The sequence below is a fragment of the Candidatus Omnitrophota bacterium genome (assembly GCA_028707125.1).
Classification (GTDB): Bacteria; Omnitrophota; Gorgyraeia; order Gygaellales; family JAQTUX01; genus JAQTUX01.
Genome location: JAQTUX010000001.1, coordinates 553,297 through 576,110, shown reverse-complemented (window position 1 = coordinate 576,110; position 22,814 = coordinate 553,297). Strand labels below are relative to the sequence as shown.

Genomic DNA, 22,814 nt, shown 5'->3' with positions numbered 1-22,814 from the left:
CACCTCCTCTGTGTTTTGAACTACTGCTTTAATCCGTACTTCTCTATGTTATTATCCGCTATTGCCTGGACCTTTTTGATCTCTTCCGGGTTGTTCAGGATATGTTTGAAACGGCCCTGGACTTTAAGATATTCTTCCACCGGCAGGGGCGCGATCTTTCTCACCGCGGCCAACTTGCCGTTCTCATACTCTATAACGGGATACAGGCCTGTGTCGACGGCTAATTTTGCCACCGGTATTGTCAGCGACGGGCTGTGGCGCCACCCTAAGGGGCAGGGGACATGGATCTGGATATATTTCGGGCCCTTTATGCTCAACGCCTTCTTGACCTTGCGCTGGATATCCTGCGGAAACGCGGAAGTGGAAGTCGCGACATAAGGTATGCCGTGCGCGTTGGCTATCTCGGGCATAGGTTTCTTGGGCCTGGGGTTGCCAAAAGCGGACTCCGCGGAAGGGCTGGTTGTGGTGTTACTGCCAAAAGGAGTCAGGCCGCTGCGCTGGATACCCGTGTTCATGTAGGCCTCATTGTCATAACAGACATAAAGTATATCGTGGCCCCTCTCAAGCATGCCGGAAAGCGCCTGAAGCCCTATATCCGCTGTGCCGCCGTCTCCTGCCTGCGCAATGATGTTAGTCCCTTCTTTCTTTCCTAAATACTTTAAAGCCGCCTCTATACCTGAGGCAACGGCCGCGCAGTTCTCAAACAAAGAATGTATCCAGGGCACGCCCCAGGCGGTTTCAGGATAGCGCGTGGTGAAAACTTCAAGGCAGCCGGTATTGTTGGCTATGATGGTATTGCTGCCTGCCGCTTCTATTACCAGGCGCGCCGCCATGGACTGGCCGCATCCGGCGCAGGCCGTGTGGCCCGGATTAAACAAATGCCTTTCCACGCCCGTTTCAACGCTCATGCCTTCTCCTCTAAAAGTTCCGGCTTCAAATCCATAAATTCGGCGTTCACCTGCTTGCCTGAGAGTTTTTTAAAAATATCCTTGATCGTCTCTCTGGTTATGTCGCGGCCCCCTAAGCCGGCTACAAAGCCGCTGATCGCCTTGGGCGCCTTTTTCCTGGCGAAAAACGCGCCCTTTAGATCCGTGTATAGCGGGCCGTATGCGCCGAGCGAGATCGACTTATCCAGCACGGCTACGCGGCCGGTATTCTTCAACGCCTCATAAATCGCCTGTTCAGGGAACGGCCTGTAGGTTATTACCTTTAACAGCCCGACCTTTTTACCCTTGGACCTTAATTCATCCACCACATCTTTGATCGTCCCGCACACAGACCCCATTGCTACGATGACGTTCTCCGCGTCCTTTACCATATACTCCTCGACCAGGCCGCCGGCTGAACGGCCGAAGACCGCGTTGAATTCCGCCTGCACCTTAGGGATAAGATCCAGGGTCTCCCGCAGTGTCTTCTGAACAGCGTAACGGCATTCCATGTAACAACCAGGGTCTGCCAGGAATCCAAGGGTGATGGGATTATCTATATCTAATTTATAAGGCGCCTTGTAGTCGGGAAGGAATTTCTTCACCTGTTCCGCCGCGGGGATATCCACTACCTCTACCGCGTGCGTCAGGGCGAAACCGTCCATACAGACCATTACCGGAAGCATCACGTCGTTATCTTCGGCTATGCGGTAAGCCATAAGGTGCAGGTCCACCACATCCTGATTGCTCTCGGCGTAAAACTGTATCCATCCAGCGTCCCGCAGGGAAATGGAGTCCTGCTGGTCGTTCCAGATATTTATGGGCGCGGATATGGCGCGGTTGGCGCAGGTAAGCACTACCGGCAGCCGCATACCGGCTATGTTAAATATGACCTCCGCCATAAGAAGCAGGCCCTGGGAGCTGGTAGCGGTAAATACCCTCACCCCGGTCGCGGAGCCGCCCAGCACTACGGAGGCGGCTGAATGTTCGCTTTCCACGTTGATGAACTGAGAGTCAAGCTCGCCGTTGGCCACCATCTGTGCCAGCTCTTCAACGATGTGCGTCTGCGGCGTAATGGGATAGGCCGAGATCACACCGGGCTTGACCGCCTTTATGCAATGCGCTACTGCCTGAGAGCCCTCTAAAAACTGTTTCATTCCTTATCCTTTTCCTTTATCATCTCAATGTCTTTCTTCGGGCATACTACGGCGCACAGCCCGCATCCCTTGCAAAAGTCATAATCGGGCAAAAAGGTATTTTTCTCCTTGCCGCTGATACAGGCCTCGGGGCAGACAAGAACGCACAACCGACAGGCAATGCAGTTCTTACGCAGGAACTTCGGCTTTATGTCTGTGCGCCAGGAACCGGTCTTATTTGTCTTGCTTGAACCCGGGCGCGATTTTATTGGGCCTTGCATACGAATTCAAATCCTTTCCTTACGGCGGCTATGTTGCCTTCCACGATCTTGCCCGCCATCCTCTTCTTCACCGCCTCTATTAAGCTGTCCAGCTTTATCTGGCCTGTTGCCGCCGCGTACGCTCCGAGCAGCGCCGTATTTCCCAACGGCCTGCCTATAGCCTCCTGCGCTATGGCGTTGGCAGGCACGACATATATCTTTTGTTTGGATTTGGGCTTGGGCATCTCCACGTCCTCTCTCTGGTTGATGATGGCGATGCCGTCGTCCTTGAGCCCGGAAAGGCAATTAAACCCTCTCATCAAGGTAGCGTCAACGATTATAACGTAATCCGGGTTATATATCTGACTGCGCAGCCGCACCGGCCTGGTATCCACTCTCACGAAGCCGTTCATAGGCGCGCCCATCCTCGCCGCTCCGAAACTGGGAAAGCAATAGGCGAATTTACCTTCGCCTACATAGGCCTCGCCCAGAATGACCGCTGATGTAATGGCGCCCTGGCCGGCGCGCGCGTGTATGCGTATCTCTTTCATTTATGTTTCTCCCGGGATTAAAACGATTTTGGAGAAAAGCAGGTCCTTATAATAACTTCTCATCCGGCCTTTGTCAAATCTTTTCTTAAAATTCCTGGCACCTCGGAAAGCAGCGCCAGGATCTTTTCCGCCTTCTTCTCTTCTATAGAGCCAAGTCCGCAGCTGGGACTGACCAGGGACTGGCGCGTAAGCCGTTGCCTGTTAACGCCTTTATTCACCAGCGCCTCAATGTATCCTTTAAGCCGGGCTGCCAGCTCCTCTGCCTTGATCTTGTCGTTAAAATCCAGAGTAGGGACTATGCCCCAGCATATTGCCCCGCCCCTTTCTAGAAAACTGTCTATCTGCGCGGAATATAGAGAGAACCTGTCAAAAAAACTGAAGGCGTCAAAATTGACTATGTCAAGGGACCCCAGTTCAAGCAGCATTGACCAGTCCGTGTTGCCGCAGCAATGTATGCCCGTGGACGCGCCTTCTTTCCGCGCCTCCTCAAATACCTCCCCCAGGACCCTGCTTACATCCTCTTTGTTCACGGGCGTAAAAGCAGAGCCAAAACAGGCAAGGAAGGGCTCGTCAAAAAAGACGGTTATCGGTTTGCCGAACTCGGCAAACTGCCTTATCTGCCACCTCGCCTTCATAGCCAGCGCCTTGGTAACGGCGTCCCTCATGACCTCATTATAAAGTATGGACCTGCCCTTTTTATCATTTATGCCCGCGCAAAAGGTGAACGGCCCCGTGACGTGGCATTTGAGAGAGTGAACCGCGCTTAGATCCAGCTGCTTCAGCCGCTCCTTAAACTCCGGCAGCCCGCGGGCGTGTGAAGGGTTTATCTTGAAATAGTCAACATTGTGGATCACCAGCTCCTCAAGAAAATCCTCAAGCGGCTTGCTCTGATTAAAGGCATCCTCATCAAAAAGCAGGCCTGGCTCAACCTCCTTAATACAGGGTATGCCCTCAGAGAACTGGGCCAGCATATCTTCTTTCCTGCTTAACCGGGGCAGCTGCGGCCAGAAAGGCATATCAGGGCAGTGGCGCAGGACCAGGCCCACCGCCGTTTTCGCGTCCTTGTGGGGAAGGCTTCCTATGCCGGTGGCTATAAAATTATAGTCATTCACTGCCGGGCCTTTCATATCTTATCTTTGTAATCATCAGGAAAATAGTGATTTTTGAATACGATGTTCCCCTGTTTGTCAACCAGGATGAAGGTAGGTATGCCGATCACGGAATAACTCCTCGCCACGCCACCCTGTTCGTCCATCAATATGGAGAAATCTACCTTGTGGCCCCCGGCCTTTAAGTCATCTACGAATTTACCTACGCGCTCCTTCGGCTCTTCAATATTTACCGCCAAAAGGGCCACGCCGTCTTTGGCAAGCGCCTCATGCTCCCGGCTTATCCGGGAGATCGCGGACCTGCAGTGAGGGCACCAGGTCGTCCAGAAAAAAAGCAGCGCCGCCTGTTTGCCGCTGAATTTAGAGAATTCAAAGGCCTTGCCTTCCAGATCATTGAGCGTAAAATCCGGCGCCTTATCATCCTGACAGAAAACAGGATTAGCGCTGATGAATAAAAACAACGACAAAAACAAGATTACCTTTCTCATAGCCATAGCATACCCGCCTTTATGATAAAATATTCTCCCGCGAGGATCAGTATTATCCCGCAGGCCTTCTTGATATATACCAGCCACTTTCCGGATCGCGGCAGCGATGCCAGCATGCCGCTGAAGGAACCGGCGGCGATGAGCAATGAGCACATGCCTAAACCGAAAACAAACAACAGTGACGCGCCGTAAAACAGGTTCTGTCCCGCGGCCGCGTAGGTAAGAATAGCGCCTAACGCGGGAGTGGTGCAGGGGCCGATCACCAGCCCGGAAGCAGCGCCCAGGATAAATATGTAGAGCAATCCTCTTCTCGGCCTGCCTGCCCCGACTTTGTCGGGGCCCGCCGCGAAGGACCTTACTGTAACGCGCAGGTCAAACACCTCCAGCATAGATAACCCGAAAAACACAAAGATATTTCCCACTAAAATGTATACCCAGGGGTTGGCGCTGATACTGCCGAATAATTTTCCACTAAGCACCGCGGCTATTCCCAGCAGCGAATAAACAAAGGCGACGCCCAGCGCGTAAACTAAACTCAAAATAAAACTTCTTAAACGCGAAACAGAACCGGCAACGCCTATGACCCCTAAAATTACGGGGATAAGCGGATAAGTGCACGGCGTGAAACTTACCAGAGCGCCGCCTATAAACGCGGCGATATAACCTATGGGGTTACCTGATGGATCCATTGAGCCAATCCAGATATTTTTTCTCGCCCGCCACAACCGGCAGGGCGATGATCTCAGGGGTATCATAACTATGCGCTGACTTGACAGCCGCGCAAAGCCGCTTGAATTTACCCTTGCTGCTTTTTATGACCATAAGCGCTTCCTGGGCGTTGTCTATTTTGCCCTCCCACCAGAAAAAAGAATTCACGCCTTCGATTATGTTGACGCAGGCGGCCAGCTTATCTTCTAAAAGCTTCCTCGCAATAATCTGCGCCTCTTCCTTATTGGAAGCGGTCACTAAAACTACAATATTCACTTTCTTTCTCCATCCGCAAATAAAACACTAAACCCAAAACCCTAAACTCTAAATAAACCCAAATGTTCCAAACTCCAAACCCAAAACTTAATTATTATTGATGTTTGTAGTTTATGGTTTTGAGTTTGTAGTTTGTTTAGTGTTTAGAGTTTAGTGTTTAGAGTTTTTACCAATCTAGCAAATCTCTCCCCTTGCCTCTTGCACATCTTGCTTGCCCTGGCATCGGGCGCGCCTATAGAGGCCGTTCCGTAGTGGTCTCCCTGCGGGTCTCCTTGAATTATCATACCGTGTATGAGCATGGCGCAAAGCATATCCACGATCGTCGTCTCGTTGCCGCCGGCTACATTATGGCTCGAGGAGAAAGCGCATCCCGCCTTACCATCAAGCTTCCCATGGAACTTAACCGACTCATCAAATAATTGCTTTATCTGCCAGGCCATGGTCCCGTAATAAGTGGGAGAGCCGATGGCAATGCCGCCGTATTTGAGCAGGTCGTCGGCCTTTACGGACCCTACGTCCTTCAGGTCAAAGCCCACTCCTTCGTTCTTCAGGCCTTCCGTAAAGATCTCGGCCAGCTTCTTTGTGTTTCCGCTTTTGGAATAGTAAATGACCAATACCTTATTCATGTCTCCCTCCATGCCCTAATCGATCTGAACGACCTTATCCCTTGAATGCCCGCCCTTCACTATCTCAATACCGCTTTTTCTTTTGTCAAAATGATCCGCGAGCAGATCGATCACCGCCTTATTCGCCCTGCCGGATTCGGCTGGAGCGCATACGTAAACCTTTAATCGTCCGTTTTCCTTGACGATCTTATCTCTGCTTGCGCCGGGTATTACTCTAATATTGATCCGCAACAAATTCTCTTTCTGCATCCCCACACTTACGTGTGGGGCATTCCTATTCCCCATACGTAAGTATGGGGTCCATTTATCTCTTGTCTTCCAGCGGGATATTCGAGACAACGGACAGCTTATCGGAAAACCGCTCAAGCCGCTTATCAACGTCGTCAAACTTTTCCCGCGCGTTCTTCAGGTGGCTGCCCAGGACCCTGAACTCATCTTTAAACTTCAGGAATTCAACCTCTGTCCTCTTCAGATTCACCAATACGCCTTCAATATTTTTTTCCAGGGCCATCCCCCTGAGCCCTCTCCAGATAACCATAAGATAGGGATAAAAGGTGTTGGGCGATACGGGGATGACCTTCTTGTCCAACGAATAAGACCAGACCTGATTATCCTGAATGATCTCATAATATATGCCCTCTGCCGGTATATACATAAGCGCGAAATCAAACGTCCCTTCGTCCGGCAGTATGTATTTTTTGGCGATATCGTCTATTTTGAATTTAACGGAAGAGGCGAACTCTCTCTTGTATTGCCGCCTCTCCTCTTCGTTCTGCGCGTCCTTCATCCTTCTGTAGCTCTCCAGGGGGAACTTCGCGTCAATGCTGACAACATTGCCGCCCAGTTTTATGACCGCGTCCACCTTCTCTCCGCTCTTAAACTGATATTGGAAATCGTAAAATTCTCTTTTGTCCGCGAATACCTGGCTGATGATGCTCTCAAGCATGGTCTCGCCTACGCCGCCCCTTATCTTCGGGGGTTTGAGCATATCCTGAAACGAAGAAAACTCTTTCATCTTCTCATTGATCTGCCTGTATGACTCCTTTATCTCGCCTAACGCGGAATGTACCTTGCTTATGATCTGGGCGCTGCCGTCTAAACGGTCGCCCACGATCTTATGTGTATTGTTCAACGCCTCCCCTAACTGCCCTAACTTCTCGCTGACCTCGCGCGAAATATTAAACATCTGGGAATTCAGAGAGGAGTTTATTTTGAAAACCGCCGCCCCCAGAATAACTAAAATTATAACCGCGATCAATATCAGGACTATAGTCATATTCTTAACGCCTCGGCTGAACTGTGCGTTTGCTCAGCCAGATAGGAACTGCGCACCCTGGGCCCGGAGAATACCGCCTTGAAACCAAGGCGCAGGCCGATCTCTTCATACTCTTTGAACTCATCCGGCGTAACGAACCTGTGTATTGGAAAATTATTATCTGAAGGCGCCAGATACTGCCCCAGCGTGAGAATATCGCATTCAACGCGCCTTAAGTCCTCGAATACCCGCGTAACTTCTTCGCCGCGTTCCGACAGGCCCAACATAAGAGAAGACTTGGTCATCATATCCGGCGTTACCCTCTTTGTTTCCGAAAGTATCTTCAGCGAAACGGAATAATCCGCGCCCGGCCTCAGCGCGCCGTATAATCTCGGCACTGTCTCTATGTTGTGCGCGAGGCAGGCCGGCGAGGCATCAAGGACTGTCTTTAACGAACGGGCGTCTCCCTTAAAGTCGGGGATCAATGCCTCTACTTTCACGCCCGGATTGATCCGCTTTATCTCTTTTATCGTTCCGGCAAAATGCCCCGCGCCGCCGTCCGGAAGGTCATCGCGCGCGGGCGAAGTAATAACAACGTATCGCAGCCCCAACTCTCTGGCCGCCTCGGCAACCCTGCGCGGCTCATCCGCGTCTACGCTAAAAGGCCCCTGGGCCTTCTCTACGGCGCAGAACGAACAGGAGCGGCCGCACTTATCCCCCAATATCATGAACGCGGCGTTGCCGCGGCTGTAACACTCGGAAATATTGGGGCAACGCGCGCTCCCGCAAACCGTGTTTATCTGTTTTCGCTTAAGGTAACCGCTGAGCGCGCCTGCCGCCTCACCGGGGATACGCTGCCTGAACCACTCAGGCAGACCGCGCCTTGATGAACCTCTCAATTGAACGGTCATACGTCTTCTCTACATCTGAGGAAAAAAAACAGGCCGGCAGCTGGCCGTTTTTGCGGTGGTAGTGCAGGCACTCGCAGCATACGCCCTTTCTGGAACAGGGCTCATAGCTGCAGTTGCACATTGCCATATTAATCTTCTGATTCGGACAGTTTCCCATATTTTGCCAGTTCTTTTATTTTGCCTTTCAGCCGCATTCTATTAAACAGATCCAGGTGGTCTATTATCAATTTGCCGTTTAAGTGGTCTATCTCATGTTGAAGCGCGCGCGCCAGAAGCCCCCGCGCTTTGATCTCAAGCGGCTGGCCGTATTCATCAAGCGCCTCCACCACGACAGACCCGGCCCTCTTCACCTTCACAAAGACCCCGGGAATGCTCAGGCACCCCTCTTCCATGCTTTCAGAGCCGGACCTTGAAACGATCTTCGGGTTGATAAGTTTGTATATGCCTGTGCCCGCGTCTATAACGGTGATGCTTTTGTCAATGCCCGCCTGCTGGGCTGCCAGGCCCACGCCTTTGGTCTTATACATAAGCCGCGCCATCCTGCTTAAGGTCAGGCGCATCTCATCATTGATCTCGCCTTTTTTTACCAAACCCGCCTTTTTGCGCAGTATATGCTCCCCGATGACCCTAATCTTTAATTCTGTTTCTTTCATCAACTGAGACCTTTTTCGGCTTTACCGCGGCCGCCTTTGTATCATCCACTAAAGCGTAGGCAAGGATTATGATATCATCTTTAACGTGGCCTGACCTTGCCGCCGGGCCGTTCAAACAGATCTGGCCGCTGTTCTTCTTGCCCTTTATAACGTAGGTTTCAAACCGCGCCCCGTTATTCAAGTTAAAAACCTCGACCTTCTCCCCTTCTATAAGGTCGGCGGCATCCATCAACGCCTCGTCTATGGTTATGGAGCCCTCATAATAAAGATTGGCGTCCGTAATGCGCGCGCGGCTTATCTTTGACTTCAACATCGTCCTCATCATCTCTCCATACCTCCCTGGCGACTTCCTATGATCTTGTATGTCTCTCTGGCGATCATTAATTCTTCATCCGTGGGGATAACCAGCACCCGCGGCCTGTTTTTAAGATTATCAAAAAGATTCCGGCAGATCCTTGCTCTGATATAACCCTGATTCTCGCCTATGCCGGCGGTAAACACTACCGCGTCCGTATTTCCTATCGCGGCCAGATACGCGCCTATATACTTTCTTATGCGATATATAAAGACATCCAGCGCTAAGGCCGCTTGCTTACTGCCGCGGCGCGCCGCCTCCTCTATTCTGCGCATATCATTGCCTATGCCGGAAAGCCCTTTGAGCCCGCTCTCTTTATTGAGCACCCGCTCCATCTCCTCGCGGCCCATTTTTTTCCTGCGCATTATGAAGGTTACCAGCGCCGGGTCAATGTCGCCGCAGCGCGTGCCCATGACCAGCCCTTCCAAAGGCGTGAACCCCATGCTCGTATCCACGGACTTGCCGGACTTTACCGCGGTAATGCTGCAGCCGTTGCCAAGATGGCAGCTGATAATGTTCACCCTGTTTAAGGGTTTCCTGAGTATTTTTGCCGCCTCATTCGTCACGTACTGGTGGCTTGTGCCGTGAAAGCCATACCTGCGGATACCAAGCTTTTTATAGTAGCTGAACGGAAGCGCGTATATAAACGCGTAGCCGGGAATACTCTGGTGAAACGCCGTGTCAAACACCGCCGCTTGTTTAATCCCGGGCAGCAGCTGCCTGCAGGCATTGATGCCCTCAAGATTAGCGGGATTGTGCAGAGGCGCGAGCTTACAGCATAATTTTATCACCCTGACGACGCGGCTATTTATCAAAGACGGCCTTTTAAAAAACTCTCCGCCGTGCACGACCCTGTGGCCCACGGCATCTACCTCGCCGACTTTAGAAAGGATCAATTCCAGGCCCTGATGGTGGTTCTTTACCTTTGAATTACGCTCCCCTATGCGTTCAATCATGCCTCTGAGTACGATCTCCTCACTCGGCATATTATAAAGCCGGTATTTTATGGATGAGCTGCCTGAATTGATTACGAGTATCTTCATCTACTCTCTACTTTGCCCTCAACGACGTCACTGCCACGCAGTCAACTATATCATCTACTTCGCAGCCGCGCGAGAGGTCGCTCGCGGGCTTATTCAAGCCCTGTAACAGAGGGCCTATTGCCCGCGCCTTGGCGAGGCGCTGGACCAGCTTATAGGCAATGTTACCGGACTCCAGATCCGGGAATATCAGCACGTTTGCCCTGCCTCCTATCGCGGAATCCTGATATTTGATCTGAGAAACCTCCGGTATGATGGCGGCGTCAACCTGCAGCTCTCCCTCTACCAGCAGGCCCGGCTCTATTTCCTTGACCAGGGCAGTCGCCTCTTTTACCTCATTCACAAACCTGCCTTCGGCAGAGCCCTTGGTAGAATAACTCAACATTGCCACCCGCGGAGTTATATCAAGCACCCTCTTGGCCAATTCAGCGGTGGATACGGCGATATTGGCCAACTGCCGCGGGCTGGGGTCGGGGACTATACCGCAATCGGCGAACACGAAAACACCATTATCGCCGTAAGCGCAGTCAGGCACTACCATAATAAAACTGCTTGATACAGTATCCAGCCTTCTATCCAGGCCCAGACAATATATCGCGGCCCTGGCAACGCTGGGGGTGGTGTAAGCGGCGCCGGCGACAAACCCGTCAGCCATGCCGTCTCTTACCATCATCGCGCAATAATAAAGCGGGTCGGAAACCGTCTGTTTTGCCTCATCCAGGGTAATGCCCCTGGACTGCCTCAATTCAAAAAATTCCTCCGTAAAACGGCCCATGAGTTTTTTATCCATCAAGCCCTTGCTTAGCAGGGTAACGTCGGCGATCTTCTCTTCACGGATGATCTTCTCCGCCTCTACGACCCGCCGGTCATCAGGCTCCGGAAGGATTATCCTCCTCATCCTCCTCTTTGCCTTATCTCTTAAATTTGCCACTATGTCCATACCTACATCCTTTCCAATATCTTTTCGAAATCCACGTATTGCTTAATGACCTCTATCGCCCTGTTTATCTTGTTCGTATCCTGCGGCCTTATCTTTACTGTCAGATCATGTATCGTGGATACGACCGAATACGTATCCTGAGGGGCCAGCAGCACCGGTATCCCGCTCTGCTTCAGGACATCAGCCATATTTGAAGATACGGACTTCTCACCCGTAAGCACTATGCCGGATACCCCGCCCGCCTTTGACTTGAGCACCGCGGAGATCAGGTCTTCGCGGTCTCCGGGAGTGATTATCAGGCTTTTATCTTTTACGTACTCCACTGCCTCAGCCGGCTCCATTGCCCCGACGAGTATGTTGGAAATATGATTGCCCAGATTATCCCCTCCGGAAAAAAGTTTGAACCCCGTCTCCTCCAGTATCTGGGACATTGTCGGCTCCGACAACATCGGATCATACGGCACTATCCCTAAAACGTCTATGCCCTTCCTGCTAAGGCCCTGCCTGACGGTCTTGCTTATCCTGTGGAATTTCTGGGGCAGGATCTTATTGATTATGACGCCTATGACCTTTACGCGGTCCCTTTCAAACAGGGCCTTGTTAAGCAGGATCTCATCAATGGGCCTGCCTACCCCGCCTGAAGAAATTATGATAACCTTTGAACCGAGGAGTTTGGCTACCGCGGAATTAGAGTGGTCAAAGACAGAGCCGACGCCCGCGTGTCCGGTGCCCTCGATCACCACGAGGTTCTTGCCTTTTGCTATCCGCTTGAACGCCTCTTTTACGCGGCGGCTGATGGCCTGACGATCAGGCGAGGCGATATATCTTTCGGTGAACCCGCGCTCAACGGCAACCGGGCTCATATCCTTCAAGACGCCCTTTATGCCGCAGACCTCCTCTATGAGTATGGAGTCCTCATCTATCTGCGCCCCGTCTTCCTCGAGGTATCTCTGCCCGATAGGTTTTATAAACCCCACGTTCTTGAAGCGTTTCTGAAGATTGGCGATCAACCCGAGAGAAACGGTGGTCTTGCCGTCGTTCTGCTTTGTGGCTGATATGAAGACCTTCTTCACACGATTATCTCTTTGATCTTCTTTTCCAGCTGCTGCTTGCCTACCGCCCCTACGATCTGAGTCAGCGCCTTGCCGCCCTTAAAAAATATAAGCGTGGGTATGGACATAACGCCGTAAGATGACGCGGTATTGGAGGCCTCGTCTACGTTGACCTTGCCTACCTTAAGCTTGCCCTTGTACTCCTTTGCCACTTCATCTATGACAGGAGAGATCATCTTACAGGGGCCGCACCACTCCGCCCAGAAATCCACCAGAAAAGGCACTTCTGAATTAAGGACTGTGTCATTAAAATTGCCGTCATTTAAATGTACTAACGCCATATCGGCTGCCTCCGTTGTTGATGATTAAGAAGGTATTTAATATATCACAAGATTTCCGCTCAATCAAGGGCGATGTAGGCGCTGTAATATCTAATATGTTGACAGCTGCTGTATCCTCTTAAGCATATTGGGATGGGTGCTTAAGGCCTCCATCAATTTATCGCCGAAACCTAATCTTACCTGCCTTACGCGCAATGACTCCAATTCGCGGCTGTCGATAGTGCCGCTTTTATCCAGATCCAGCTGGCTTAATTCCCTGATCTCCCTCATCGCCCGCGAGGGGTCATTAACGAAGAATGCCTTCAGCCCCTCCGCGCTCCTCAACGCCTCCCTGTTCATCCTGGCTGAGCCGTATACCAGTTTGTAAAGCGCCGACGCGAGCGAATGAGGGCTGTTGCCCAAAGATACCGAGCCCCTGTCGGCAAAATACTCCCTGATGCGCGAGGCATACAAGACCAGAAGGTTGGTCAGGAAATAGAAGAAAAACGCGGCCATTCCTATCAACGCCGTGTTCGCCCCGCCCCTGTCCCTCCTGCCGCCTCCCCCAAAGAACATAAAATGCCAGGCAACGCGGTAAAGGATCATGGGGATCACCGAAAGCAGGGTTATGGTGAGGACGTCGCGGTTCTTAAGATGGCTTAATTCGTGGCCCATCACCGCCCTCAACTCATTTTCATCAAGCAGGTTCATAATACCCTCTGTCACGCAGACCCTTCCGTCGCCTCTGCCCCTGCCGAAGGCAAAGGCGTTGGGTATGGGTATCCGGGCAACGCCGATCTTTGGCTTGGGGATACCCGCCCTTTGCGCCAGGCCTTCCACCATCTGATGCAGCCGCGGATACTCGCTTCTCTCAACATACTTAACGCGCATTGACCACTCCACGATCTTCGGCCCGATCATATACTGCAGGAACATAAAGCCGATGGAAAGCGCCAGGTAGAAATAAAAGTTGCTGATGCCCATACCTACGCCGATCATAGTGGCGAACATATACAGGATCCCGAACAACGCTATAAGTAAAAGATACATCCTTAATTTAAAATACCACATGATCTCAACCTCCCTGCTTACGGCTTTTCCCGCGGCCCCTTGATCTCATTCTCTTTCTCAGTCAATTTTTGCTTAAGTTCATTATACTCTTTTTTTGAGATCCACTCGCTCTGCTCTTCTTTCTTTTTCGCGGCCTCAATGATCTTTTTCTGCTCCTGTGTTTCTTTTTGATACCCCGATACCTTCGCCTGCAGCGCCATTATCTCATCCTTCATCGCCTTGTTTTCTTTCTCCGACGCCTCAAGCCGCTGCGTTTTCTCTTTGAGCCCCTTGTCCAGATTGAAATTCAAGGAGAATTCTTTTTCCAGTTCTTTTTCCTTATTCACCAATTTCTCCTTAAATAAAATATTCTCTTTTTTGGTCTTCTCAAGTTCGGAATCGTCTCTGCTGACCCATTTTTCTTTCTGGGCTGACTCCGCCTTCAAGTCCTCATAACCCTTTTTCAGCGCCTCAAGCTCTGCCTTCGCCGCCGACGCGTCCGCCTTCGCGGTATTTAATTCTTCTTCCAGCTGCCTGGCTCTATATTCAGGGACGAGGGCGGGGGAGTTTTCCGGCTGCGGCCTCTCCTTGCCCGGCTTCTTTTGTTTCTTTGCCTTGCGGCCCGGCGCGGGCGCGGAAATAAAGGCGGCCGCGATCAAAGCTACCACGGCGCAAATAATGCCCAAAAATAACAGATTCATCCTATTCCTGCCCGGCCCCTATGAGCCGTTCAACTACCTCCAATATCTTATCCACTTCACAAGGCTTGGTTAACACATATCTGTTGCCTATGAGATCGATCTTCCCCCCTTCTTCATCCGTAAGCGTGCCTGTGATGAACATGATCTTGGTCTCTTTAAGCAGCGGGGCCTCCATGATCTTTACGGCGACATCGGAGCCGTCCATATCAGGCAGCCCCAAATCAATAATGGCTAAATGCGGTATAAACTTCTGCGCCAGCGCGATCCCGTCCTGTCCTGTATGGGCGGTAACAACCTCATAGCCCCTCTTCTTGAGGAATTTGGCAAAAAACCATACCGCCTCCTCTTCATCATCCACAATAAGGATCTTCTTGTGCTTAAGCATGCTGCAACCTCCCTCTATGTCAAGGATAGTATTATTTGAAATACACCTTTTCTAACCATCATAACCGCTATGGCGGCCAGAAGTAAACTCATTACCTTGGAAAGCGCCTTTGCCCCGGAATTGCCTATGGCCCTTATTAAAACATCCGAAGAAGCGAATATAAGCCCTGCCAGCAAGACGTTGACCGTCACGGATACAAGAGTAGGTATGAGGCCGTATTCTCCGATGATGATCAATGAGGTTGTCAGGACCGCCGGCCCCACGATCAAAGGCGTGCCCAGGGGAACGGCCGCCATTTCTCCGTTAGGTATGCGGCGCTTCTTCTGCGGATTGACAATATCTATTATGGCTATGCAAAAAAGTATAGTGCCGCCGGCTATCATAAAGTCGCTCATGGTGATACCCAGGAACTTGAAAATGGTCTTGCCGAGAAAGATAAAAAATACCGCCAGGCATATGGCCGTCAACATCGACTGAAGTATGATCAGCCACCTCTCCTTTTTCGTAATCCCCTGGGTAAATGAGATAAAAAGGGGTAAGACGCCTATGGCGTCAACAGCGACGAATACCGGTATAAAAGATAACATGATATTTTTGATCATAACCTGCCCCCTCTGCCTTTGATATTCGCCCTGATCTCGCTTAATATCTCCGCGGCTGCCGCCTTATCTCTCTTGAGCGCCCCCACGCGCACTTCCACCCTGGTCACGGTATCCGAGATCCTGTGAAGGTCCACCCATACCGTCTTTGCGTCGCGGTATCTGCCGATAAACTGCACAACGTCCTGTTTTATGGCCTGCTTGACCACTTCAAGCCCAAGAGACCTCATCGCCGACTTCACAGCCGCCGCGGCCTCATCCATTGACGCGCCTGCCTGTTCCGACAACCTGCCTGTAAGCCAATATGCCGTGCCTGCCCCGCCGGCAGTGCCGGCTACCAGGACAGCGCAGCCGCACAAATTCAACGACAATCCTGCCGAAATAAGCAATAAAACTAATTTTCTAATCATCGCCTTCCCCTTTCATGCCTTATCCTGCGCGGGAATCATTATAACTCAATAACCTTCATCGGACAATGGAAAAAAAGGCCCATCATTTCTGATGGGCCGACAGCTAAAGTTACTATGCGCTCGTAGATCTACTTCTGGCCTTCCGGCTTCTTGGTCCCGCAGCAACAGGCGCCTTTCTTCTTCAGGATCAAGGCGACAACCACTATGATTATTACCGCTATCAGGATCTTCATATCTTCCCTCCTTTATTTGGTTGTGAATCTATCGACCAGCGTTTTATATTCCCGCCATATCTCCTCGGGCATATGGCCGGAGAACTTATTAAAAAAGGCGCCTACATCCTTAAGTTCTTCTTTCCATTCGGAAGCATCGATCCGGAAAAGCTTCTCAAGTTTTGCCCGCGGGATCTTCAGGCCGCCTAAATTCAGGTCATTAAGACGCGGAATGAACCCCAGGGGCGTCTCTTTCGCGTCAACGCGGTTATTCACCCTGTCTATTATCCATTCCAGCAGACGGATATTATCTCCGAATCCGGGCCAGATGAATTCTCCGTTGTCATCTGTCCTGAACCAGTTGACCGAATATATCCTGGGCGGATCTGTAAGGCGCTTACCTATATTAAGCCAGTGTTTAAAGTAATCGCCCATATTGTAGCCGCAAAACGGCAGCATCGCCATCGGGTCGCGCCTTAATACGCCTTCCTTGTGTATGGCCGCGGCAGTAGTCTCAGAACCTGTCCTGGCGCCCATAAACACGCCGTGCTGCCAATTGAACGCTTCAACTACAAGCGGTATTAAATGCGTCCTCCTGCTGCCTAAAAGGATCGCTGAAATAGGCACGCCTTTGGGGTTGTCAAACTCTTTGGATAAGGCCGGAGAATTGTAGACCGAGACCGTAAAGCGCGCGTTAGGGTGCGCCGCTTTCGTACCGCTGGATTGATCCCAGGGCCTGCCTTGCCAATCCAGCATATCGGAAGACATCGGTTCATCCGCGCCTTCCCACCACGGCTCATTGGTATCCCGCTTTAAGGCGACATTGGTAAATAACGTCGGGTAGAATTTCCTGGCCTTGAGCGTGCGCACCATATTCGGGTTGGTCTTCATTGACGTGCTGGGCGCTACCCCGAAAAGCCCTGTTTCCGGATTAATCGCGTAGAGCCGGCCGTCGGCGCCGACGTTGAGCCAGGCGATATCATCGCCCAGCGTCCAGATCTTATATCCCGGCAAAACCGATTCAAGCATCGCCAGGTTTGTCTTGCCGCAGGCTGAAGGCATTGCCGCCGTGACATAAGTTATGTTCCCTTTCGGGTCTTCGATGCCGATGATCACCATATGTTCGGCAAGCCAGCCCTCCTGGAACCCCAGCCAGGAGGCAAGCCGCAAGGAAAAGCATTTCTTGCCCAGCAGGGCATTGCCGCCGTAGCCGGAACCGATGCTCCAGACCAGGTGCTCATCCGGGAAATGCATAATAAAACGTTTCTGGGGATTAAAATCCCCGACGGAATGCAGCCCCTTCACGAAATCATCGCGGTTTCCGATCTTGTCTATGACTGTTTTGCTCATGCGCGTCATTATGCGCATGCTCGCCGCGACATAAGATAAATCTGTAAGTTGAACGCAGGCCTTCGCGTATGGCGACTCAGGATGGCCCATCATATAAGGAAGCACGTACATCGTCTTGCCCCTCATACAGCCGTCTGATAATCCGGAGAGGATCCTTTTTGCCTCTTTGGGATCCATCCAGTTATTATTGGGCCCGGCGATCTCTTTGCCGGGATGACAGACAAAGGTCAGATGTTCCGTGCGCGCGACATCAGTCGGATGGCTGTAGTGCAGATACGCGTTGGGCCATTTTTTCTGATCAAGCTCCCGGAATACAGGGTGGCCTCCGACCTTCTCTTCTTTTATGCCTATCTCGATGAGCCGGCGCGCCTCCTCTTCCGAACCGTCGCACCAGTAGATCTTGTCCGGTTTGGTCAGCCTCGCCTGTTCCTCTACCCATTTTTGAAGCGGTGTAGCCAAAATATCTCTCCCTTTATTTCGCGTTATGTATGAATGTGCGCCTTAAGGAATCCAGGAACCTGCCCTTTTGCAGTTCTCTGGCTATGACATTCTTTAACACCAGCGGCAAGACAAGTAATAATGACGCTATTTCTCTAAAAGTAAAAAACCTTATCTCAAAACACCTCTTCAGCATCTTCAGGAACCTGGACGGGGTATAGAAAGAGAACTTTATCCTCCTGCCGATCTTTTTCAGCGCCGCGTGGCTGTAGGTGTCGGAATATAATTCGCCCCTCTCGGTAACGTGATAACCGGGCGCCTTCTCCGCGATCGCCCTGAGCGGAGAGAACCTCTCTATCCTCAATTTCAAGAAGGTAATAGAGTCGATCCCTATCTCCTTGGCGAACTTTGATATGCCAAGCATCTCCTCTTCGGTCTCGCCTATGTTGCCATAAATGAAATACCCGTGATAGAAGATAGGGTATTTTCTCAGCACGACAAACGCCCTCCTTATGGCGTCGGAGTCAAACCCTTTATCCAGCTGGGCCAATATCCAGTCATGCGGCGACTCTATCCCTATCAAAAGCGCCTTAAACCCCGCCTTAACCATCTTTTCCAATAAGGAAGGGTATTTGGCTATATCAATGCGGACCTGGGCCGCGAAGCGTTTTCTGATCTTGCGGGCTATTATCAGGTCGCAGATATCTTCCACCCTTTTGGCGTCAACGCAGAGATTCTCATCGCTGAAGAGTATCACATTCGCGCTTATGCCTTCTATCTCGTTGACAACCGACTCCGCGCTGCGCGCCGAGTAGGCCCTCTTCTGGCCCAGGGGGTTTAACGTAAACGTGCAGAATTTACAATTATAGGGACAGCCCCTGGAACTCAAGACCGTGTCAAAGGTCAATCCCGCTATATCAACGCCGTTCAAGGTCAGGCGATATTGATTACGCCTCAAGGCGCGGTCCGGCGAAGGTATGTCCTCTATATCCGGCAGCGTCCTGTTTTTATTATGGACTATCCTGCCGTTGGCCCTGTAGGAAACGCCCGCGATATTATCAAGGGGCGCGTCTTTAAATATCTCCCGTATGGTCTCTTCACCCTCTCCCCTGACGACAATATCTACCCCGGGGCAATTCGCGAATATCTCCTCAACCTTTTCCGTCGCCGTATACCCGCCTACTACCAGGGGTATATCCGCCGGCATCCGGTTCAAAAGGCCGAAGATCTCTTTGATCTGGCGGTCCCATCCGATACCAACGCATACAATATCTATTTCCCTGTTTATAAAATCCATCAGCCTGCCGGGCTCAGACAGGCCGTTCTCATACCTTAAATCCAGCAGGGTCACCTTATCAACAAGATCCCTGGCGCTGGTAGCGACATATTCAAGGCCCGTGGGAGGGAACATCTTCATGGCTGTCGTAGCGGAGCCTTCGATATATGGATTCAGGAATAAAGCGTGTTTATATTTCATCGTCGCATTATATACGTAATACCTTGCTATATCAAGGATATTTTGGGCGGCATACCATGCCTTATTTCTTCGGAAAACTTGAAAAGCACGAGCTTCCCCACTAATTCCGAGATCTGCATATGCTCTCCTTTGAGAACCGCCGTCAGCTATTTCGCGGGGATATGGCAAACCGGCTTCATGCCGCGTTTCTGGAAATATTTCTGATGATATTCCTCAGCCGGATAGAATTCTCCGGCGGCAACGATCTCCGTGGCTATCGGATCTTTGTATTTACCCGACTTCTCCAATTTCTCTTTTGACTTTTCAGCCGCCAGTTTCTGCCGCGGGCCGCGGTAGAAGATCACCGAGCGATACTGGGTGCCGATATCCGGGCCCTGCCTGTTGGGCGTGGTCGGATCATGCATAGACCAGAATATATCCAGCAGCCGCTCATAAGAGACCTTCCGCGGATCAAATTCCACCTCTACAGATTCGGCGTGGCCGGTGCGGCCGGTAGACACATCTTCATAGGCCGGGTCTTTTGTCCTGCCTCCCGTATAACCGGCCCTCGTAGATATCACTCCGGGCGTGGTGCGGAAAACCTCATCCGGGCCCCAGAAGCATCCGGCGGCAAATACGGCTGTTTCCTTATCCTGCGCCTTGACAGGCGCCAGCTTCAACGCCAGGGAATTAATGCAGTAACGCTTGCCCGTGGGAGGAGGCCCGTCGTCAAAAACATGCCCCAGGTGCGAGTCACAGCGCGCGCAAAGGGCCTCTGTGCGCCGCATGCCTAAACTCTCGTCGGGTTCAAGGCGTATATTCAACTCCGAAACCGGCTCCCAGAAACTCGGCCAGCCGGTGCCGGACTCATATTTAGCGTCAAACTTGAACAGGTCTGTCCCGCAGCCGACGCATTGGTAGATGCCGCTTTCCCCTTTCGGCGGTACGGGGCAGGTCCCGCTGAAGGGCTGTTCCGTGCCCCTGCGCCTGGCCACCTCATACTGTTGAGGGGTAAGTATCCTTTTCCACTCCTCATCGCTCTTATATACCTTCTCTACCTCCTCAACCTTGCCTGTCAAAGCATTAAAAACAGGGATCTTTTTGTCCTTATCCTTGGGGCTCTTCATTTCTCCTCCTGATAAGAAGGTGACCGCGAATAAGACCAGCAACAACCTCCAGTACCCTTTCATCAACCCTCCGCCTATCCCTCTATTTTCTCCATCGGCTGTCCGCAGCAGACAAGCTCCCCGCCGCCTGCCTTTGTCACTGCTGCTCATTTGCCTTTTTTCGCTATCCTGCCCTGGAGCGTGCCCATGGGACAGATAGCGCACCAACTCCTGTGCCTTGTGGCCACGCCAAGGACCATTGAAATAACCGTTGTGATCAGGCACATTGACACAAAGACCGCGCCTACCGCGATAATATTCCCGCCCGCGCTAAGGATACGCCAGGTCAAAAACGCCATGAACAGGGCGAATACCAGCCAACGGAACCACTCCTTCGCGAAAACCCCCGGCACAGGCCGCTTTAAACTCGCTTTAGATATAACGATGTCCAGAAACGCGCCCCTCGGGCAGAGGTTCCAGCACCAATATCTGCCTCGGAAAAATGCCATGACAACAAGAAACGCCATCATCGCCACTACCAGATATCCAAGCAGCGGGAAAAATAACCCGCCTATCACGATAAGCGGTAGCAGCCACACCATGATCAGTTGGCTTTTCTTCAATTTATCTTATCCTCCTGGGAATTAAAGGGGCTGCCTTACTATATGTTCAACGAAAGGCCGCCTACACTGGTAGGGACGCCGGTAACGCTGCCTGCCGCGGTTTCCACTATTAACGTGTGTTGCCTTTTCTCTTTGAGTAACAATCCCTGCGCCTTATGCATCTAGCGCGGCTACCTGTAGTCTTTGAACCCCGGCAGCCGTTCACTCCTTACCTTCTGGAAGCGTTCGTCTTCAACGCTCATCAACGCTTCTATATAACGCCAGGGGATAAAGATATGCGATTTGACCTTTTCCTTAACCTGTTTATCCGGCGGGACCATGTTACCCTGCTCATCCCACCACACGCCCAACTCATAGGCGGAGTTCTCCAGCCACACCCCGATATCATCAACCCCGGTCACCATTGCCCACAACTCGTCTTTGTAGATCTGAAAGAGCGACATACCATGCCTTATTTCTTCGGAGAACTTAAAAAGCACCAGCTTCCCCACTAATTCCGAGATCTGCATATTCCCTCCTTTAAAAACGATGGAACTTGTGGCGGTTACCTGGGTGCTTTCCTTTATAGAAATTGCCGCGGCCGGGGCGCTGCCCCGAAGGTTTATGCGAGGACTGGACAAACTGCTCAGCCGAGATATCCGGATGTTTCGATATCGGCAAGGTAGTGCGGATGACCTTCTCAATATCGCGCACATCGCGCGCCTGATCGGGCGTGGCAAAAGAGATCGCGTGGCCCTTATGCCCCGCCCTTGCCGTGCGCCCGATGCGGTGCACATAATTTTCCGGCTCATCAGGAAGGTCGTAATTTATGACAAGTTCAATGCCGCTGACGTCAATACCCCTGGCGGCGATATCAGTGGCGACAAGCACCCTGTATTTGCCCGACTTGAAGCCCTCAAGCGCCTCGCGGCGCTGATTTAATGAACGGTTGGAATGGATCTCCGCCGCCCTGTAACCCATCTCCTGTATGGAGCGCCTGATCTTCGCGGCGTTGTGCTTGGTGCGGGAAAATAGAAGCACGGCGCCCTTGTACTGCGCCAGCAGCTTGCCGAGGAGCCGCGTCTTGGCCTCTTTCTTAACGATGAATATCTCCTGGGTAACCCGATCGGCGGTAGTGCCTGAAGGCGCGATCTCCACGGAAACGGGCAGCTTCATATGTTTAGCGGCCATCGCCATGATCTCCTTGGGGATAGTCGCGGAAAACAGCATTGTCTGTCTCTGCCTGGGCAGGTGGCGCAGGATCTTTTCGATCTGCGGGGCAAAGCCCATATCCAGCATACGGTCTGCCTCGTCAAGCACAAGCATCACTACCTCTTCCGGGATAAAATTCCACTGGCCCATATGGTCAATAAGCCGTCCCGGAGTGGCGATCACCACGCGGGGCCCCTTGCGAAGCGCCTGCACCTGAGGGTCCATCGGCGCCCCGCCTATAAGGCAGGCCGTCCTCATACCGAAGGCGCGCACCAGCGCCTGAAATGACTCATCGATCTGAAGCGCCAGCTCGCGCGTGGGCGCGATCACCAGGCCCACACCTTTTACCTGGACAAGGCGCTGCACCATAGGTATGGCGAACGAATGCGTCTTACCGGTGCCGGTCTGGGCAACACCGATAACATCCTTGCCCTGGATCGCCATAGGTATGGCCTTTACCTGAATGGGGGTAGGCACCTTAAACTTTATGTGCTCAAGGATACCGAGTATCTTCGGAGCGATACCCAATCCGTAGAAACCCGCCCCCTCTTGATCAGGGACTTGCGGCACAACGCCCTTATTTGCTGTCTCGTCTTTCATGCTGATTTACAGGCCTTATGTTTACACTCATGCACTAACTGGCCGAGATGAATATGACAATACGCCTCGTGATTGTAAATGCTCAGG

31 protein-coding genes are annotated in these 22,814 nt (G+C 51.8%); all 31 read right to left on the bottom strand.

The genetic code is table 11. The annotated features are described in order from the left end of the window. Positions 1 to 20: 20 nt before the first annotated feature. Positions 21 to 908, bottom strand: a complete 888-nt coding sequence (locus PHR44_02700) for a thiamine pyrophosphate-dependent enzyme (GenBank protein ID MDD4909579.1) — start codon at positions 906 to 908, stop codon at positions 21 to 23. Next, positions 905 to 2,083 carry a transketolase C-terminal domain-containing protein gene (locus PHR44_02695; protein MDD4909578.1) on the bottom strand — a complete coding sequence of 393 codons (1,179 nt, stop codon included), beginning with the start codon at positions 2,081 to 2,083 and terminating at the stop codon, positions 905 to 907. Before PHR44_02695 ends, PHR44_02700 begins: the two co-directional genes overlap by 4 nt. Then, on the bottom strand, positions 2,080 to 2,343 hold the full coding sequence (locus PHR44_02690) for a 4Fe-4S binding protein (GenBank protein MDD4909577.1): 264 nt from the start codon (positions 2,341 to 2,343) through the stop codon (positions 2,080 to 2,082). The genes PHR44_02695 and PHR44_02690 overlap by 4 nt, the downstream gene beginning before the upstream one ends. Further along, entirely contained in the window at positions 2,328 to 2,873 is a 546-nt protein-coding gene (locus PHR44_02685) for a 2-oxoacid:acceptor oxidoreductase family protein (protein MDD4909576.1), read from the bottom strand. Before PHR44_02685 ends, PHR44_02690 begins: the two co-directional genes overlap by 16 nt. A gap of 59 nt (positions 2,874 to 2,932) precedes the next feature. Continuing rightward, entirely contained in the window at positions 2,933 to 4,000 is a 1,068-nt protein-coding gene (locus PHR44_02680; GenBank protein ID MDD4909575.1) for a hypothetical protein, read from the bottom strand. Further along, on the bottom strand, positions 3,997 to 4,470 hold the full coding sequence (locus PHR44_02675; protein ID MDD4909574.1) for a TlpA disulfide reductase family protein: 474 nt from the start codon (positions 4,468 to 4,470) through the stop codon (positions 3,997 to 3,999). Before PHR44_02675 ends, PHR44_02680 begins: the two co-directional genes overlap by 4 nt. Then, positions 4,467 to 5,159, bottom strand: a complete 693-nt coding sequence (locus tag PHR44_02670) for a cytochrome c biogenesis protein CcdA (GenBank protein ID MDD4909573.1) — start codon at positions 5,157 to 5,159, stop codon at positions 4,467 to 4,469. The genes PHR44_02675 and PHR44_02670 overlap by 4 nt, the downstream gene beginning before the upstream one ends. Continuing rightward, a complete protein-coding gene (locus PHR44_02665) occupies positions 5,143 to 5,454 on the bottom strand; it encodes a divalent-cation tolerance protein CutA (protein MDD4909572.1) in 312 nt (103 codons plus the stop codon). Before PHR44_02665 ends, PHR44_02670 begins: the two co-directional genes overlap by 17 nt. A gap of 143 nt (positions 5,455 to 5,597) precedes the next feature. Continuing rightward, positions 5,598 to 6,080 (bottom strand): flavodoxin domain-containing protein, encoded by a 483-nt coding sequence (locus PHR44_02660; protein ID MDD4909571.1) that lies wholly within the window; start codon positions 6,078 to 6,080, stop codon positions 5,598 to 5,600. Positions 6,081 to 6,095: 15 nt separating this feature from the next. Beyond that, positions 6,096 to 6,329 carry a DUF167 domain-containing protein gene (locus tag PHR44_02655; GenBank protein MDD4909570.1) on the bottom strand — a complete coding sequence of 78 codons (234 nt, stop codon included), beginning with the start codon at positions 6,327 to 6,329 and terminating at the stop codon, positions 6,096 to 6,098. 55 nt (positions 6,330 to 6,384) lie between these two features. Beyond that, the gene (locus tag PHR44_02650) at positions 6,385 to 7,356 is read right to left on the bottom strand and encodes a DNA recombination protein RmuC (protein ID MDD4909569.1); all 972 of its coding nucleotides are present in this window, start codon (positions 7,354 to 7,356) and stop codon (positions 6,385 to 6,387) included. Next, on the bottom strand, positions 7,353 to 8,246 hold the full coding sequence (gene lipA, locus PHR44_02645) for a lipoyl synthase (GenBank protein ID MDD4909568.1): 894 nt from the start codon (positions 8,244 to 8,246) through the stop codon (positions 7,353 to 7,355). The genes PHR44_02650 and lipA overlap by 4 nt, the downstream gene beginning before the upstream one ends. Beyond that, the gene (locus PHR44_02640) at positions 8,203 to 8,403 is read right to left on the bottom strand and encodes a DUF6485 family protein (GenBank protein ID MDD4909567.1); all 201 of its coding nucleotides are present in this window, start codon (positions 8,401 to 8,403) and stop codon (positions 8,203 to 8,205) included. Before PHR44_02640 ends, lipA begins: the two co-directional genes overlap by 44 nt. After that, positions 8,375 to 8,899, bottom strand: a complete 525-nt coding sequence (def, locus tag PHR44_02635) for a peptide deformylase (GenBank protein ID MDD4909566.1) — start codon at positions 8,897 to 8,899, stop codon at positions 8,375 to 8,377. Before def ends, PHR44_02640 begins: the two co-directional genes overlap by 29 nt. Beyond that, positions 8,874 to 9,224 (bottom strand): aspartate 1-decarboxylase, encoded by a 351-nt coding sequence (locus PHR44_02630; GenBank protein ID MDD4909565.1) that lies wholly within the window; start codon positions 9,222 to 9,224, stop codon positions 8,874 to 8,876. The genes def and PHR44_02630 overlap by 26 nt, the downstream gene beginning before the upstream one ends. Then, entirely contained in the window at positions 9,221 to 10,297 is a 1,077-nt protein-coding gene (locus PHR44_02625; protein MDD4909564.1) for an acetate kinase, read from the bottom strand. Before PHR44_02625 ends, PHR44_02630 begins: the two co-directional genes overlap by 4 nt. 7 nt (positions 10,298 to 10,304) lie before the next feature. Next, positions 10,305 to 11,234 carry a phosphate acyltransferase gene (locus tag PHR44_02620; GenBank protein MDD4909563.1) on the bottom strand — a complete coding sequence of 310 codons (930 nt, stop codon included), beginning with the start codon at positions 11,232 to 11,234 and terminating at the stop codon, positions 10,305 to 10,307. A 2-nt stretch (positions 11,235 to 11,236) separates the two neighbouring features. Next, positions 11,237 to 12,307, bottom strand: coding sequence for an AAA family ATPase (locus tag PHR44_02615; protein MDD4909562.1), 1,071 nt, complete (start codon positions 12,305 to 12,307; stop codon positions 11,237 to 11,239). After that, positions 12,304 to 12,627, bottom strand: coding sequence for a thioredoxin (gene trxA / locus PHR44_02610; protein ID MDD4909561.1), 324 nt, complete (start codon positions 12,625 to 12,627; stop codon positions 12,304 to 12,306). The genes PHR44_02615 and trxA overlap by 4 nt, the downstream gene beginning before the upstream one ends. Before the next feature lie 90 nt (positions 12,628 to 12,717). Beyond that, positions 12,718 to 13,677, bottom strand: a complete 960-nt coding sequence (locus tag PHR44_02605; protein ID MDD4909560.1) for a zinc metalloprotease HtpX — start codon at positions 13,675 to 13,677, stop codon at positions 12,718 to 12,720. 17 nt (positions 13,678 to 13,694) lie between these two features. Next, positions 13,695 to 14,357 (bottom strand): hypothetical protein, encoded by a 663-nt coding sequence (locus PHR44_02600; protein MDD4909559.1) that lies wholly within the window; start codon positions 14,355 to 14,357, stop codon positions 13,695 to 13,697. A 1-nt stretch (position 14,358) separates the two neighbouring features. Further along, positions 14,359 to 14,742 (bottom strand): response regulator, encoded by a 384-nt coding sequence (locus PHR44_02595; protein MDD4909558.1) that lies wholly within the window; start codon positions 14,740 to 14,742, stop codon positions 14,359 to 14,361. A gap of 14 nt (positions 14,743 to 14,756) precedes the next feature. Next, positions 14,757 to 15,344: a MarC family protein gene (locus PHR44_02590; protein MDD4909557.1), complete on the bottom strand. Its 588-nt coding sequence runs from the start codon at positions 15,342 to 15,344 to the stop codon at positions 14,757 to 14,759. Continuing rightward, on the bottom strand, positions 15,341 to 15,751 hold the full coding sequence (locus tag PHR44_02585) for a DUF3568 family protein (protein ID MDD4909556.1): 411 nt from the start codon (positions 15,749 to 15,751) through the stop codon (positions 15,341 to 15,343). The genes PHR44_02590 and PHR44_02585 overlap by 4 nt, the downstream gene beginning before the upstream one ends. A 245-nt stretch (positions 15,752 to 15,996) precedes the next feature. Beyond that, positions 15,997 to 17,772, bottom strand: coding sequence for a phosphoenolpyruvate carboxykinase (GTP) (locus PHR44_02580; protein MDD4909555.1), 1,776 nt, complete (start codon positions 17,770 to 17,772; stop codon positions 15,997 to 15,999). 13 nt (positions 17,773 to 17,785) lie between these two features. Next, positions 17,786 to 19,228, bottom strand: a complete 1,443-nt coding sequence (locus tag PHR44_02575) for a radical SAM protein (protein MDD4909554.1) — start codon at positions 19,226 to 19,228, stop codon at positions 17,786 to 17,788. Positions 19,229 to 19,374: 146 nt separating this feature from the next. Then, entirely contained in the window at positions 19,375 to 20,397 is a 1,023-nt protein-coding gene (locus tag PHR44_02570; protein MDD4909553.1) for a bifunctional methionine sulfoxide reductase B/A protein, read from the bottom strand. Positions 20,398 to 20,408: 11 nt separating this feature from the next. Next, a complete protein-coding gene (locus PHR44_02565; GenBank protein ID MDD4909552.1) occupies positions 20,409 to 20,474 on the bottom strand; it encodes a hypothetical protein in 66 nt (21 codons plus the stop codon). Between the two features lie 6 nt (positions 20,475 to 20,480). After that, on the bottom strand, positions 20,481 to 20,936 hold the full coding sequence (locus PHR44_02560; GenBank protein ID MDD4909551.1) for a 4Fe-4S binding protein: 456 nt from the start codon (positions 20,934 to 20,936) through the stop codon (positions 20,481 to 20,483). Positions 20,937 to 21,106: 170 nt separating this feature from the next. Beyond that, entirely contained in the window at positions 21,107 to 21,445 is a 339-nt protein-coding gene (locus PHR44_02555; protein ID MDD4909550.1) for a hypothetical protein, read from the bottom strand. Between the two features lie 10 nt (positions 21,446 to 21,455). Continuing rightward, positions 21,456 to 22,727 carry a DEAD/DEAH box helicase gene (locus tag PHR44_02550; GenBank protein MDD4909549.1) on the bottom strand — a complete coding sequence of 424 codons (1,272 nt, stop codon included), beginning with the start codon at positions 22,725 to 22,727 and terminating at the stop codon, positions 21,456 to 21,458. Positions 22,728 to 22,814 lie beyond the last annotated feature (87 nt).

What these genes read in the sequence shown, in the direction of transcription:
- PHR44_02700 (MDD4909579.1), bottom strand. Translation starts at nt 908, where the DNA reads ATGAGCGTTGAAACGGGCGTGGAAAGGCATTTGTTTAATCCGGGCCAC.
- PHR44_02695 (MDD4909578.1), bottom strand. Translation starts at nt 2,083, where the DNA reads ATGAAACAGTTTTTAGAGGGCTCTCAGGCAGTAGCGCATTGCATAAAG.
- PHR44_02690 (MDD4909577.1), bottom strand. Translation starts at nt 2,343, where the DNA reads ATGCAAGGCCCAATAAAATCGCGCCCGGGTTCAAGCAAGACAAATAAG.
- PHR44_02685 (MDD4909576.1), bottom strand. Translation starts at nt 2,873, where the DNA reads ATGAAAGAGATACGCATACACGCGCGCGCCGGCCAGGGCGCCATTACA.
- PHR44_02680 (MDD4909575.1), bottom strand. Translation starts at nt 4,000, where the DNA reads ATGAAAGGCCCGGCAGTGAATGACTATAATTTTATAGCCACCGGCATA.
- PHR44_02675 (MDD4909574.1), bottom strand. Translation starts at nt 4,470, where the DNA reads ATGAGAAAGGTAATCTTGTTTTTGTCGTTGTTTTTATTCATCAGCGCT.
- PHR44_02670 (MDD4909573.1), bottom strand. Translation starts at nt 5,159, where the DNA reads ATGGATCCATCAGGTAACCCCATAGGTTATATCGCCGCGTTTATAGGC.
- PHR44_02660 (MDD4909571.1), bottom strand. Translation starts at nt 6,080, where the DNA reads ATGAATAAGGTATTGGTCATTTACTATTCCAAAAGCGGAAACACAAAG.
- PHR44_02655 (MDD4909570.1), bottom strand. Translation starts at nt 6,329, where the DNA reads ATGCAGAAAGAGAATTTGTTGCGGATCAATATTAGAGTAATACCCGGC.
- PHR44_02650 (MDD4909569.1), bottom strand. Translation starts at nt 7,356, where the DNA reads ATGACTATAGTCCTGATATTGATCGCGGTTATAATTTTAGTTATTCTG.
- lipA (MDD4909568.1), bottom strand. Translation starts at nt 8,246, where the DNA reads ATGACCGTTCAATTGAGAGGTTCATCAAGGCGCGGTCTGCCTGAGTGG.
- PHR44_02640 (MDD4909567.1), bottom strand. Translation starts at nt 8,403, where the DNA reads ATGGGAAACTGTCCGAATCAGAAGATTAATATGGCAATGTGCAACTGC.
- def (MDD4909566.1), bottom strand. Translation starts at nt 8,899, where the DNA reads ATGAAAGAAACAGAATTAAAGATTAGGGTCATCGGGGAGCATATACTG.
- PHR44_02630 (MDD4909565.1), bottom strand. Translation starts at nt 9,224, where the DNA reads ATGATGAGGACGATGTTGAAGTCAAAGATAAGCCGCGCGCGCATTACG.
- PHR44_02625 (MDD4909564.1), bottom strand. Translation starts at nt 10,297, where the DNA reads ATGAAGATACTCGTAATCAATTCAGGCAGCTCATCCATAAAATACCGG.
- PHR44_02620 (MDD4909563.1), bottom strand. Translation starts at nt 11,234, where the DNA reads ATGGACATAGTGGCAAATTTAAGAGATAAGGCAAAGAGGAGGATGAGG.
- trxA (MDD4909561.1), bottom strand. Translation starts at nt 12,627, where the DNA reads ATGGCGTTAGTACATTTAAATGACGGCAATTTTAATGACACAGTCCTT.
- PHR44_02605 (MDD4909560.1), bottom strand. Translation starts at nt 13,677, where the DNA reads ATGTGGTATTTTAAATTAAGGATGTATCTTTTACTTATAGCGTTGTTC.
- PHR44_02600 (MDD4909559.1), bottom strand. Translation starts at nt 14,357, where the DNA reads ATGAATCTGTTATTTTTGGGCATTATTTGCGCCGTGGTAGCTTTGATC.
- PHR44_02595 (MDD4909558.1), bottom strand. Translation starts at nt 14,742, where the DNA reads ATGCTTAAGCACAAGAAGATCCTTATTGTGGATGATGAAGAGGAGGCG.
- PHR44_02590 (MDD4909557.1), bottom strand. Translation starts at nt 15,344, where the DNA reads ATGATCAAAAATATCATGTTATCTTTTATACCGGTATTCGTCGCTGTT.
- PHR44_02585 (MDD4909556.1), bottom strand. Translation starts at nt 15,751, where the DNA reads ATGATTAGAAAATTAGTTTTATTGCTTATTTCGGCAGGATTGTCGTTG.
- PHR44_02575 (MDD4909554.1), bottom strand. Translation starts at nt 19,228, where the DNA reads ATGAAATATAAACACGCTTTATTCCTGAATCCATATATCGAAGGCTCC.
- PHR44_02570 (MDD4909553.1), bottom strand. Translation starts at nt 20,397, where the DNA reads ATGAAAGGGTACTGGAGGTTGTTGCTGGTCTTATTCGCGGTCACCTTC.
- PHR44_02555 (MDD4909550.1), bottom strand. Translation starts at nt 21,445, where the DNA reads ATGCAGATCTCGGAATTAGTGGGGAAGCTGGTGCTTTTTAAGTTCTCC.
- PHR44_02550 (MDD4909549.1), bottom strand. Translation starts at nt 22,727, where the DNA reads ATGAAAGACGAGACAGCAAATAAGGGCGTTGTGCCGCAAGTCCCTGAT.